Here is a 12,361-nt window from a genome sequence, read left to right as displayed (position 1 = left end):
TCTCAATAAATACTCTAACATCCCAATCCAAGAATTAGAATAATGTCTTTTTCAGTCCTTATCTGATTTCAAGCAAATAAAAACAGCAAATCTTGTTGATTTACCGTTTAAAATATGATGCAAGAAAAGCCTCTAATATTTTCTTTTGCCCTATAAATCAACTAGAAAAAACATCTTCAATCCTATTTGCTATATCTGGACTTACCTCCCAAATCCCAACATAGGGTTGTTCAATATACTGTTTTTCTTTCATAGTATATAGATAGGCTACACTATCATTTTCTTCATTCTGATGAGAGAATTTGATAATGATGTAATCTTTAACATTTGTCGGTTGATCATTTAAACTTTCTAAAGTTGTGGAGGTGGACTGTTTCTGTATCTCCTCAATCAATTTTGAGATTTCTTCTCTCTTGGTTATAGTTTTAATATCTTCAGAGATTTTTTTCTGCAGGGAAATTACAGAAATCCTTTCAGGTTCAGGAAGAATAAGTTTTTTCTTACTGACACAAGCAGATAAAACAAGAAAAGAGATTGAACAGACTATTATAGTGATAATTTTTTTCATACAGGTTTACATCCTTTCCATATTTCTGCTAGCTTACTAAGATAAAATTATTATATCAAATCTTGGCGATTTTTACAATATCTTATTCCCTTATAAAATTCATTATTGTAAAAGTTTTACATTCAACTATTTTTTCATTGTAAAATAAAGTAGCCGATAAATTCGCTTCTTACATTGGTTTTTAAAATATAGGTATCAGCGTGGGTATCAAAATAAAAAAATAGGCTCTCCGAAAACTCGGAAAGCCTTATTTAATGCTACTTCTAGCTTCCTCGCCTTTATATTTTAAGGCTCGGGATAAAAAGGTTCACTGGATCTTTTTATTTAGCGATTGGGTAAACAGAAACTTGTTTCTTATCGCGACCTTTACGTTCAAAGCGTACTACGCCTTCAACTTTAGCGAACAAAGTATCGTCTCCACCACGTCCAACGTTCACACCTGGGTAAATGTGTGTACCACGTTGACGGTAAAGGATTGATCCACCTGTTACAGTTTGTCCGTCAGCTGCTTTAGCTCCAAGACGTTTCGCTTGTGAATCACGTCCGTTTGATGTAGAACCTCCACCTTTTTTGTGGGCGAAAAGTTGCAAGTTGTTAAGAGTCATTTTTAACATAATGTTTTCCTCCGTGTTAGTTTTCTGTGATAACTCTGGTTTGGACGAACTCAGAAGAGTTCTCCGATAAGTTTGCCATACCTAAGAAAAATGATTCAAAGAATAACTGGGTCATTTCTCTCTGGTGTGAAGGAAGATCTTTTGGAATTTCAACCATCAGATAGCCACCTTCATCTTCGTTTAATTCTAGGATTGGTTCATAGCCTGCAAATTTCTCAATAGAATTGATAAAGTTAATGGCAAGCGTAGAAACCGATGCACACACGACATCTAAGCCGTATTCGCCACTCTCGGCGTGTCCAGTAATTTCCGCACTCCTCAGCTCGCCATCTTCGGCTCTCTCAAAGACTGCCTGTATCATGTGTTCTCCTTAAAATTAAGCGTTGATTGCGTTGATGACAACTTTTGTATATGGTTGACGATGACCTTGTTTACGGTGGCTACCTTTTTTAGGTTTGTACTTGTAAGTAACAACTTTCTTTTGTTTTCCTTGTTTTTCAACAGTTCCAACTACAGTAGCTCCAGAAACAAGTGGAGTTCCGACAACAGTGTTTTCACCACCAACAAGAACAACTTCGTTAAAAGTAACTTCTTGACCAGCTTCAACGTTCAATTTTTCAACGTAAACTGCTTGACCAACTTCAACTTTAACTTGTTTTCCGCCAGTTTTGATAATTGCGTATGTGCTCATTATGCACCTCCTATGATTTTTATGGGTTTCCCCGAATTTTTTGTGAAGACTCGCCTAGCATCGTGGGACAAACCACTTAAAAGAAGAGCTCTAAGTATAACAAAGAATAAACTAGGAATTGAGCCGAAGACATAACTTATGTTAGGCAAGGCGACAATGACGAAGTTTAAATTTGTTATACGACGAGCAACGATGTTCGTGCGGTTGCACAGGATTGTGCATAGTCAACTCTTCAAGTATAGCATATCTCCTATTTTCTTACAAGTAATAACACCTAAAATGAAGCTTTTTCTTTTACTTTTTTTCGCCAAGAGGCAAAAAGCATGCTAATGTAAAAAATACTCATCATAATAGGAACACCAAGAATGGTCTTTTCATGATAGAAAATCGTCAAATAGGCTGAAAAGACAACGCCAAGGACAAAACTACTAAGCAGGCTAACAAATATGAATCCTTCACGTAAAAATGGTGTGTGCTTGGTCCTAAAATAATCTCCAAAAGCCAGCATGGTTCGTTTGATATTCCCTGTCATAAAGGCATTATTGTAGGCAATACCCGAAACCTCACCAAAAGCAGTTGTCACCAATCCCATACAGAAGGCCAAGGGCGGTACTAGATAGATATTATCTACAGTCTGCGGCACAAAACCAATAATGATTGATAAGATTGCTAAAGGAAGCAATGACAAAATTGGCTTTTTCACAATTCTCAATTTTTCCTTATAAATTGTTAATAGAAAGACCCCCATCATAAAAGCTAACAAGGTGAGAACCTTGTCCCTAACATCTGAAACATTATTTTGAATTAATTCTACTGAAAGAAAGACGACATTCCCAGTTTGTCCAGCTACAAGAGTATTCCCTCGCACAATAAACGTATAGGCGTCTACATATCCTGCACAAAAAGTCAAAAAAAGCGCTAGCCTCTTAGACTGACGTGATATTTTTCTTATAGGTAATAACCTCATTTTCCCTCCCATTTCATTTACTCATCTCATTATTGTACCACTTTCTTTGGAAAAGACCTAGTAGCTTATTTGAAATTTTTCCCCTCTGTTGGATAGTCCCGTCTATCTATGTTATAATGAAAGAAGGATTTGAAATCTGAAAAGGAGTAACTATGCTTAAATTAGGTGTCATCGGAACAGGTGCTATCAGCCACCACTTCATAGAAGCAGCCCATACCAGTGGAGAATACCAGCTGGTCGCAGTCTATTCTAGAAAACTAGAAACTGCGGCAACCTTTGCTTCTCGCTATCAAGATATCCAACTCTTTGATCAAGTAGAGGACTTCTTCAAGAGCTCCTTTGATGTGGTCTATATTGCCAGTCCAAATTCCTTACATTTTGCTCAGGCACAAGCTGCCTTGTCTGCTGGTAAACACGTTATTCTTGAAAAGCCAGCTGTCACTCAACCACAAGAATGGCTGAATTTGATTCAAACAGCTGAGAAAAATAATTGTTTTATCTTTGAAGCAGCTCGTAATTATCACGAGAAAGCTTTCACTACTATCAAAAACTTTTTGGCAGACAAGCAAATCTTAGGAGCTGATTTAAATTATGCCAAATACTCTTCCAAGATGCCTGACTTGTTGACTGGGGAGACACCTAATGTCTTTTCAGACAGTTTTGCTGGTGGAGCTCTTATGGATTTAGGGGTTTATCCTCTCTATGCTGCCGTTCGCCTCTTTGGAAAAGCTAAGGCCGCAACCTATCAAGCTCAACAGCTTGACAACAGTATTGATTTAAATGGAAACGGAATCCTCTTCTACCCTGACTTTCAAGTTCATATCAAGGCTGGGAAAAACATCACTTCCAATCTTCCTTGCGAAATTTATACGACAGATGGAACCTTGACCCTCAACACCATCGAGCATGTCCGCTCAGCTATTTTTACAGACCACCAAGGAAATCAAGTCCAGCTCCCTATCCAACAGGCTCCTCATACGATGACTGAGGAAGTCGCTGCATTTGCACACATGATCCAGCAACCAGATCTGAATCTCTACCAAACTTGGCTGGAAGATGCAAGTTCAGTTCATAAGCTACTATATACTATGCGCCAGACTGCTGGCATTAGATTTGAGGCAGAAAAATGAAAACCAAACTACCGACTGAATGGCAAGAACTGAGTGACCAACTCGGTTTCCAAGAATTCACCCCCATTCAAACTCAACTATTTGAGCCCCTTCTTGCTGGAGAAAACCTCCTAGGAGTGAGCCCAACAGGAACTGGTAAGACCCTAGCTTACCTTCTACCAAGTCTTCTCAGACTACAAAAGAAAAAAGCGCAGCAACTCTTGATTCTAGCACCAAATACGGAGCTTGCTGGACAGATTTTTGACGTATGTAAAACGTGGTCAGAAGCTATCGGCTTGACTGCCCAACTCTTCTTATCAGGTTCGAGTCAGAAACGCCAGATTGAACGTCTAAAAAAAGGACCAGAAATTCTGATTGGAACTCCTGGCCGTATCTTTGAACTCATTAAATTAAAAAAAATCAAGATGATGAATGTGGAAACCATCATTCTAGATGAATTTGACCAATTGCTCGATGATTCTCAGATACACTTTGTCGAGAAAATTACTCACTACGCACCTCGTGACCACCAACTTGTCTATATGAGTGCGACGACCAAGTTTAACAAAGAAAAAATTGCGCCTAACACACGTACCATTGATCTTTCTAACCAAAAATTGGACAACATCCAACACTTCTACATGCAGGTAGATCAACGTCACAGAGTGGATATGCTACGAAAACTGGCTCATGTGGAGGATTTCCGCGGTCTGGTCTTCTTTAACAGCCTATCAGACCTTGGAAGCGCAGAGGAAAAATTACAGTATCGGGATATCTTGGCTGTTTCCCTCGCTAGTGATGTCAATGTTAAATTTAGAAAAGTTATCTTAGAAAAGTTTAAAGACAAGCAACTAACCCTACTTCTCGCAACAGACCTTTTGGCTCGTGGAATTGATATCGATAGTCTAGAATGCGTCGTAAACTTTGATGTTCCTAGAGATAGTGAAACCTACACTCACCGTGCTGGCCGTACTGGTCGTATGGGCAAGGAAGGTTATGTTATCACTCTCGTCACTCATCCAGAAGAAATCAAAAAACTTAAGAAGTTTGCAAGTGTCCGTGAAATTGTCCTAAAAAATCAAGAACTCTATATTAAATAAGCTTGGCGAGAGCCAACCTCTGATTTAAAATAAAATCCTCAGAATACGAGTTTCTAAGGACCTTATCTCAAGACTGAGCCTAGGCCAATAGTCCCTTATCTCCAAAAAAGCAACGTATTTGCCGTTGCTTTTTTGTGGTTGAGAACTATTTTGTCTCAGGCTCTTTTTGCTTACTAAAAATTAAAGAATTCCATAGCCTGTTTGAACAGTAAATCCGTATACTCTGGGTCTTCTTGGGCAATGGTAACCTGATCTTGAATCATTTCCAAGTCATCCGTTATCATGCCATCTGCACCCAAATGAACAGATTTATCAAAGGACTCTGAACTATTAATTGTCCAAACATACAATTTCTGATCCGTATTCCAAAGCTTGTTGACAAAATTTTCATCTAAAGTTGAATACTCCATGGTATAGCCTGTAGCCTTGGTTCTTGGAAAGATACTATTGTAAGGTAGGATGAAAAAGACTGGAATTTGAGTATCGTAGGCTAAAACCTGGTCAATCACATGGTAGTCCAAGGATTGCATTTGGTGACCATTCTGCTTAAGAACAGTTCCATATTTTTCCATAAAGTGTTTCATCATATCTGGACTATCTTTTCGACTGGTTTTAATTTCAATAAGGAGTTTTTGATGCAATTCATTGGCTTTATTGAGATAGTCATCAAAACTAGACACCTTGCTATGATAGCCATTTTCTGAAATATCAAGTTTGGTTAATTCTTCCAAAGTGAGATCCTGAGGATTGGCATTAACTCCTGTCAAATTCTTGATATTAGCATCATGCATCATGACAAACTGGCCATCTTTCGTTTCCTGAACATCTGTCTCAACAAAATCTGGAGATAGCTGAGCCGTCTTTTCTAAAGATTGTACTGTATTTTGGACACCATTCTTATTAGATACTCCCCTGTGAGAAATAATTAAAGGTTTATTGGCAACTGGAGCTTCTAAATAAACATAACCCTCAAGAGCGAAAAAGATACAAGCACAGCCCATCACTCCCCATCTCATCCAGTGATCTTTCTTTCTCCTTGGTGTGATCTCTAGTTCTTCTCCTGTTAGGAAGGAAACAAACTTAATGAGAAAATAAGTCAAGGCTATGTAGTGGAAATTCTTAATCAAGACAAAGTTGATAATTCCCAGTACAAGAGATTCCTTATGGGTCAGACCATCCATCAGCACTTGACTTGCTAGGATTGGAATCAACAGAAGAATGAAAAATAGGTAGGTTTTGACGACAATCCAAAGCAAGTTCCAAGTATAAAACCAGGAGTGCTTTCTTGTCTTCTCTAGACTGTATCTGACAGCTTCTTTGACTGTTTTCTTTTCAAATAAAAGCTGAGGTAGGGCAAACATGAAACGCACTGAAATGTAAAATAGCAGTAAAGCCAGAATAGTAACCACTATACCTACTAGCCAATACTTGTCTTCCACATAATCAACGATAAAGTCCGGAATGACAATTTTATTGAGGTAATAAATCTTTAAAATCTTTCGAATCAATGGAAAGAGCATCATGACATAAAAGAAGATAAAGGCTATCTTTGCAAGCGTGACTTGCTTCATAAACAAGAAACTTTGGTGAAAGACCTTGCGACTGTACTCTAGCAAGGTTCTCTTTTCATGACATAATAAATGCCGAGCACCAATAAAGAGAAGTCCTATCTGGTAATAGGCGACCAATAAATTAACAATTACCAGAACAAATAAAGCAAGACTAATAAAGGGTGAACCCGTTATAATTGCAAAAATATTATTGTAAGAAATAAAGAGATAGCCTGTCTGACGGAGTAAAAGTCCAGCAATCCAAGAATTTGATGGTAACCAGACAAACTCAATCATCATGAAAGTCAAGAAAAAGAGAAAGAGAATTTTATCTAGATTAAAGTATATCTGCTTAAAACCTAGATTTTTAGGTTTTTCAGGTTTCATAGGCACTCCTAGTCAAATAATTGAGACAAATCCAAGCCTCCAAAAGGATTGTTTGATAGGCTACTTTCTGTCTCTAACAATTCTCTAGCTTGATCCGACTCTAGGAAGGACTCGTAAACACGCGCCGTCATCCGTGCATCCTCTAGACTATTATGAGACTGACCTTGAAATCCAAGAAATGAGGCAACAGTTTGTAATTTGAGATTGGCAATACCATGTAAATCCGAACTCCGACGTTCAAAAGCTTCATCATACAAATCCACCTTATATTGCAGGCTGTAGTCTAAACCATGCTCTGCTAGAATAGGCAAATCACTTTTAGCAGCATTGTAGCCAACCATGGGTAAAGAACCCACAAACTCTTGAAAATCTTTTATAACTTTCTCCACTGGAGGAGCATCTTTTAAGGTCTCGGCTGTAATCCCAGTCAAACCATTGATAAAACTTTTTAGAGGTACACTGGTATGAACATAAGAATCATAGGCATCTATTTCCTGACCATCTCTAAAATGCACTGCCGATACTTGAATCAAGTGTGTTTGCCCTTCATGCTGATTAAATTCTAAGTCAAAAGCAATGTAATCTTCTAATCGTTCCATTCTATACCTCTCCTATACTGTTATTTTATACTCTTCGAAAATCAAATTCAAACCACGTCAACGTCGCCTTGCCGTACTCAAGTACAGCCTGCGGCTAGTTTCCTCTTTGATTTTCATTGAGTATTACTTGAGCAACTATACTATTTAGATTAGAAATAAAAGAAGCCATCAGGTTAGCATTTAACCTAAACAGCTCCTTGATTATCCTCCAAATAAACGAGCAAAAAAGCCTTTCTTAGTTGATTGGACTTCTTCTTTTGCTTGGTCCAGCTCTAGCTTAAGATTTTCTTGATCCTTCATGGCTTGAAGGGTCAATTGTTGCTGCTGATCGAGTTGTTTGTCTTTCTCAGCAATCTGACGGTCTTTGATACGCATCTGCTCGTCTTTTTCTGATAACTGACGATCCTTGGCTTTTAATTGTTCATAGAGACGAAGAATTTCAGCATTCTTCTCATCAACCAGAATCTCCATCAGTTCACGCTGCTTGACATCTTCACTGACAGGCTCATCTTCAAAAATCGTTTTTTTATAGATTTCTTCTAGCTTAATCAAGCCACTTCTGGTAACTACTGTTACCCCTTTGTCATTTTTATCTGTGTCTTCTTCTGGTAATTCTTTGACACGGTTATTGATTGCTTGGCGAGACAATCCTAAGACCTCTGCAATCTCACTGACGGTCATTTCAATACTCATAATATCCTCTGAAACGTTTTCTAGCTTTTCTTTACTTAAATCTTATCATAAGCTAGAAAAACTGTCAAATTTCCGCTTAATCTAAAGCCTTCAAAAAGGCTAACAAGACTTGGGCAGAGCGACGTCCAGCTTCGATAATAAACTCATCAAAAGAGATGTTTGCTTCATGGTTGGCATTATCACTCATAGCTCGGATGACTAAAACTGGAAGATTAAGGGCATGCGCTGCCTGAGCAATAGCTGCCCCCTCCATCTCCACGGCTAAAACATCTGGGAAATGGGACTTAATCGCTTCTATCTTGTCATTTCCTGCAACAAAACTATCTCCTGTAGCAATCAAACCAAGATGCCATTTTTGGTCCAATTGAGATAAACTCTCTTGGATTTTGGCAACAAAGGTTTTATCTGATTCGAAATAAAGCGGTTGTTGCGCCATTTGTCCATAAGCATAGCCAAATGCTGTGACATCCACATCATGATAGGCTAATTTGTCAGCAATCACGACATCCCCAACAGCGATACCCTCTGCTACTGCACCAGCAGATCCCGTGTTAATCAAAGCATCCACTCGAAAATGATCAGCCAAAATCGCCACACTCATAGCAGACATGACCTTACCAATTCCACTTTCTACAAGAACGACTTCATGCGAGGCAATGGTTCCAGTATGATAGGTATTGTCTAAAACAACTTGCTTCTGGGCATTTTCTAGATACTGGACCAGATACGCTAGTTCTTCTGGCATAGCCGCAATAATTCCTATTTTCATTTCAATTCCTTTTCTATTACAAAAGTTTCATTGCTAAGACAAGCAAAATTAAGAGAAAGATGACTGCAAATAAGATTTTATTCAGTTTAGAATTGAAGACATTTCTCTTGGTATTTTCAATGCGACGGCTTTTATGAATAGACGGTTCGACCTGAATCTTCAAGGTTTCTTGGCTAAAACCATGATCCTTAGGGTTGACATAACCAAAACGGGAAGAAGAGGTTGGTAAAATTTTTGTCTCCTCATCATCTAGCAAAGGAGGACCTGAAATCTTTTCGCCTCTATTAGCTCTTTCAATCATTTCATCCGTTAATAAAGGTTTACCCATACTAACCTCCTCTATTTTTTGTGTAATTCCCAATACTGAACAGCCATAATCGTCTTGGCATCACAGATATGACCTGATTGGATCAATTCCTTGGCTTCCTCTAAGTTCACTTCAAGGACTTCCAAGGTCTCATCTTCATCCTGCGGACGCGGATTTTCCACTTTCGTCAAATCGCTTGCTCGGTATAGTTTTAATTTTTCATTACAAAAGCCAATGGCTGAGTAAAAATCGTACAAGAGTTCTAATTTCCCTGTATAGGCTGTTTCTTCCTCTAATTCACGAAGGGCTGCTGCAACAGGGTCTGTATTTTCTCCTACTTCTAATTTTCCGGCTGGAATTTCGTAAGAGACTGCCTCAATGGCTTTGCGGTACTGCTTGACCAAGATAAGTTTTTGCTCATCCGTTACTGCTAAAACACAGACAGCTCCATTGTGGAAAATCAAATCCCGTTGGGCAGTTCCCTTGCCTTCTGGTAATTTAACCTGATCTTGGACCAGTTTAAAAATTGGTCCAAGATAGATTTCTTTTCGGCTAAGCGTTTTTTCTTCAAATTCCATGATAAGCTCCTACTGATTATTAGGATGATGAGGAAGGCGTGTTGCATATTCGTCTTTATTGACCTGACGACCGCGACCAATCGCAATCGCATCTGCTGGCACGTCTTTGGTAATAGTTGAACCCGCACCAACGAGGGAATTGTCACCAAGTTCTACTGGCGCAATAATGGTTGAATTTGAACCAACAAAGACATTGTTGCCGATAACTGTCTTGTATTTGTTTTTGCCGTCATAGTTGACTGTAATGGTTCCAGCACCAAAATTAACCTTGCTACCCACTTCACAGTTTCCGATATAAGTCAAATGACCAGCCTTAGTATTTTCGCCGATAGAAGAACCTTTCACCTCAACAAAGTTACCAATATGAACTTGGGCACCCAGACTTGAACCTGGACGAATGTGGGCGTAAGGACCGACTGTTACACCGTCTGCAACACTACTTTCCTCAATCATAGAGTTGGTAATAACAGCTCTTGCTCCGATAGTACTATCTACCACATAAGTTCCATTTGTCAAAACAGTCTCAGCACCAATTTTCGTTTGCCCCTTCAAGGTAACATTGGCTTCGATTTGAACTTCAGGCGCAAGCTCAACATCAATATCGATATAAGTTGCTTCTGGATTGACAAAGCTAACACCATTGACCATATGCTTATGATTGATGCGACGACGCATAACTGACTCAGCTGTCGCAAGTGCCACACGGTCATTTACCCCAAGACTTTCATCAAAATCTTTCAAAGTATAAGCGCCAACTTTTTCACCAGCTTCACGGAAAATGCCAATGACGTCTGTAATATAGTATTCTCCTTGAGCATTGTTGGTATTGATATTTTTCAAAGCCTCAAACAAACGCTCGTTGTCAAAGACGTAAGTTCCGGTATTAATTTCCTTGATTTGTTTTTCAAAATCTGTAGCATCCTTTTGCTCAACAATGCGAAGAACCTCAGCATTGTCATTACGTACAATTCGTCCATATCCAAAAGGATTATCCGTTTCAGCAGTCAAGATAGTCGCCACATTTTTATGATTGATGTGGAAATCAATCAAGTTTTTCAAGCTTTCACCTGTGATCAAAGGAGTATCCCCTGCGATTACCAAGGTATGACCTGACAAACCTTCTAGAATAGGCTCTGTCATCATAACTGCATGACCAGTCCCTAACTGTTCAGATTGAGTTACAAATTCTGTCTGTCCAGCCAAGACCTCTTCAACCAATTCTGCCTTGTGTCCGACAACTGTGACTGTCTTTTCAGGTTGGATAGCTCCCACACTACGGAAAACATGTTCCAACATAGAAATACCCGCAACCTTGTGCAAAACTTTTGGCAAATCAGATTTCATGCGAGTCCCTTTACCCGCTGCTAAAATAATGGCATAATTTGACATAATCTTCTCTTTTCTCTAGAAATTCCCTTTTATTATACCATATTTCAAATCATTCCGCGCCCTTGAATGAAAAAATGCTCCCAAGTCCTTTCCTTAACCCATTTTTTGAGTATTTTTTTTGATTTTTTTTCATTTTTAAGGTAAAATTATGAGATATGAGAAAGAAAATTAATCCGCTTATTTTGTTTGGTTTTTTTGGGATTATGATTTTCATTTTAATCCTGAATCGCCCTCGTTTTGAGGACCATCCTGTAAAAACAAAGTCAAATATCGCGCAAGTAGAAACGCAAGCGCTACATAATATAGATAAACCGGTGATTGATGTTTCTGGTTGGCAACGTCCTGAGGAAATCAATTACGATACTCTCTCCCAAAACATTTCTGGAGCTATTGTTCGCGTCCATAGTGGTGCTCAAACGTCCAAAGAGAACGATGCTTCCTATGTTAATGGTGTTGATAAGGCCTTTAAAACCCATATCACTGAGTTTCAAAAACGAAATGTCCCAGTTGGTGTCTATGCCTATGTAGCCGGAAAAAATGTCCAGGAGATGGAAAAAGCTGCTGAGGTATTCTATAACGCCTCTTCTCCATACAGTCCAAGTTACTATTGGCTAGACGTGGAAGAAAAAACCATGTCTAATATGAACGAAGGTGTTGAAGCCTTTCGTGCAAAACTAGAATCACTAGGTGCTAAAAATATCGGAATCTACGTTGGGGTCTATTTCATGGAAGAACACAGTATTGATACTGATAAGTTTACGTCTGTGTGGATTCCTTCCTATGGTTCTGACTCAGGATTTTACGAGGCAACTCCTAAGACTGATATAGATTATGACATTCACCAGTACACTTCTAAAGGAAAAATTGCTGGCTTTGACCACGATTTGGATATCAACGTCATCTCTTCTTTAAAAAATAAAGAAGAAACCTTTAGAAAACTCTTTTTAAAACCTTAAAAGCATTTGTTTCTCATTTGCTTTTTCTTTTTGTTTTAGATTGTGATACAATATAGTAAGGATTTTTTGAAATAGAAATAGTTG

General features: G+C 38.6%; 15 protein-coding genes and 1 other annotated feature. Of the genes, 3 read left to right on the top strand and 12 right to left on the bottom strand.

What is annotated here, in order from left to right; genetic code table 11:
- Nucleotides 1-157: 157 nt before the first annotated feature.
- The 5 genes from LG372_RS00395 to LG372_RS00375 all read right to left on the bottom strand — a co-directional run bounded on the left by LG372_RS00395 (nt 158) and on the right by LG372_RS00375 (nt 2,852).
- Nucleotides 158-568, bottom strand: coding sequence for a DUF5301 domain-containing protein (locus LG372_RS00395; RefSeq protein WP_125851930.1), 411 nt, complete (start codon nt 566-568; stop codon nt 158-160).
- Nucleotides 569-888: 320 nt separating this feature from the next.
- A complete protein-coding gene (rpmA, locus tag LG372_RS00390) occupies nt 889-1,182 on the bottom strand; it encodes a 50S ribosomal protein L27 (RefSeq protein WP_000916509.1) in 294 nt (97 codons plus the stop codon).
- 16 nt (nt 1,183-1,198) lie between these two features.
- Complete coding sequence (locus LG372_RS00385; RefSeq protein ID WP_000613699.1) at nt 1,199-1,543, bottom strand: ribosomal-processing cysteine protease Prp; 345 nt, start codon at nt 1,541-1,543, stop codon at nt 1,199-1,201.
- A gap of 15 nt (nt 1,544-1,558) precedes the next feature.
- Nucleotides 1,559-1,873: a 50S ribosomal protein L21 gene (rplU, locus tag LG372_RS00380; RefSeq protein WP_003007734.1), complete on the bottom strand. Its 315-nt coding sequence runs from the start codon at nt 1,871-1,873 to the stop codon at nt 1,559-1,561.
- 36 nt (nt 1,874-1,909) lie between these two features.
- Nucleotides 1,910-2,089, bottom strand: a sequence feature (ribosomal protein L21 leader region).
- 58 nt (nt 2,090-2,147) lie between these two features.
- Nucleotides 2,148-2,852 (bottom strand): YoaK family protein, encoded by a 705-nt coding sequence (locus tag LG372_RS00375; RefSeq protein WP_225741837.1) that lies wholly within the window; start codon nt 2,850-2,852, stop codon nt 2,148-2,150.
- A gap of 140 nt (nt 2,853-2,992) precedes the next feature.
- Between LG372_RS00375 and LG372_RS00370 the strand changes: the two genes are divergently transcribed.
- Nucleotides 2,993-3,970: a Gfo/Idh/MocA family protein gene (locus tag LG372_RS00370; RefSeq protein WP_225741836.1), complete on the top strand. Its 978-nt coding sequence runs from the start codon at nt 2,993-2,995 to the stop codon at nt 3,968-3,970.
- Entirely contained in the window at nt 3,967-5,049 is a 1,083-nt protein-coding gene (locus LG372_RS00365; RefSeq protein ID WP_225741835.1) for a DEAD/DEAH box helicase, read from the top strand. Before LG372_RS00370 ends, LG372_RS00365 begins: the two co-directional genes overlap by 4 nt.
- A 173-nt stretch (nt 5,050-5,222) precedes the next feature.
- Here the strand turns inward: LG372_RS00365 and LG372_RS00360 are convergent, their stop codons facing one another.
- From LG372_RS00360 to glmU, 7 genes are all read right to left on the bottom strand, one after another.
- Nucleotides 5,223-6,986 carry a glycerophosphoryl diester phosphodiesterase membrane domain-containing protein gene (locus LG372_RS00360; RefSeq protein ID WP_225741834.1) on the bottom strand — a complete coding sequence of 588 codons (1,764 nt, stop codon included), beginning with the start codon at nt 6,984-6,986 and terminating at the stop codon, nt 5,223-5,225.
- Between the two features lie 8 nt (nt 6,987-6,994).
- The gene (locus tag LG372_RS00355) at nt 6,995-7,585 is read right to left on the bottom strand and encodes a 3'-5' exonuclease (protein WP_125429873.1); all 591 of its coding nucleotides are present in this window, start codon (nt 7,583-7,585) and stop codon (nt 6,995-6,997) included.
- Nucleotides 7,586-7,786: 201 nt separating this feature from the next.
- Nucleotides 7,787-8,278, bottom strand: coding sequence for a chromosome segregation protein RocS (gene rocS / locus LG372_RS00350; protein WP_000021242.1), 492 nt, complete (start codon nt 8,276-8,278; stop codon nt 7,787-7,789).
- Nucleotides 8,279-8,354: 76 nt separating this feature from the next.
- The gene (locus LG372_RS00345; protein WP_070478823.1) at nt 8,355-9,047 is read right to left on the bottom strand and encodes a 5'-methylthioadenosine/adenosylhomocysteine nucleosidase; all 693 of its coding nucleotides are present in this window, start codon (nt 9,045-9,047) and stop codon (nt 8,355-8,357) included.
- A gap of 16 nt (nt 9,048-9,063) precedes the next feature.
- The gene (gene macP, locus LG372_RS00340; protein ID WP_049487121.1) at nt 9,064-9,375 is read right to left on the bottom strand and encodes a cell wall synthase accessory phosphoprotein MacP; all 312 of its coding nucleotides are present in this window, start codon (nt 9,373-9,375) and stop codon (nt 9,064-9,066) included.
- An 11-nt stretch (nt 9,376-9,386) separates the two neighbouring features.
- On the bottom strand, nt 9,387-9,932 hold the full coding sequence (locus LG372_RS00335) for an NUDIX hydrolase (RefSeq protein ID WP_125415948.1): 546 nt from the start codon (nt 9,930-9,932) through the stop codon (nt 9,387-9,389).
- Nucleotides 9,933-9,941: 9 nt separating this feature from the next.
- Nucleotides 9,942-11,321, bottom strand: a complete 1,380-nt coding sequence (gene glmU / locus LG372_RS00330) for a bifunctional UDP-N-acetylglucosamine diphosphorylase/glucosamine-1-phosphate N-acetyltransferase GlmU (RefSeq protein WP_049552081.1) — start codon at nt 11,319-11,321, stop codon at nt 9,942-9,944.
- 155 nt (nt 11,322-11,476) lie between these two features.
- On the opposite strand from glmU, the gene LG372_RS00325 reads away from it, so the two are divergent.
- Nucleotides 11,477-12,277 (top strand): glycoside hydrolase family 25 protein, encoded by an 801-nt coding sequence (locus LG372_RS00325; RefSeq protein ID WP_225741833.1) that lies wholly within the window; start codon nt 11,477-11,479, stop codon nt 12,275-12,277.
- Nucleotides 12,278-12,361 lie beyond the last annotated feature (84 nt).

Origin of the sequence: Streptococcus sp. Marseille-Q5112, from assembly GCF_916700555.1 — a bacterium.
In the GTDB taxonomy this organism is placed as follows: Bacteria; Bacillota; Bacilli; order Lactobacillales; family Streptococcaceae; genus Streptococcus; species Streptococcus symci.
This window is presented reverse-complemented; position numbering and strand designations above follow the sequence as displayed.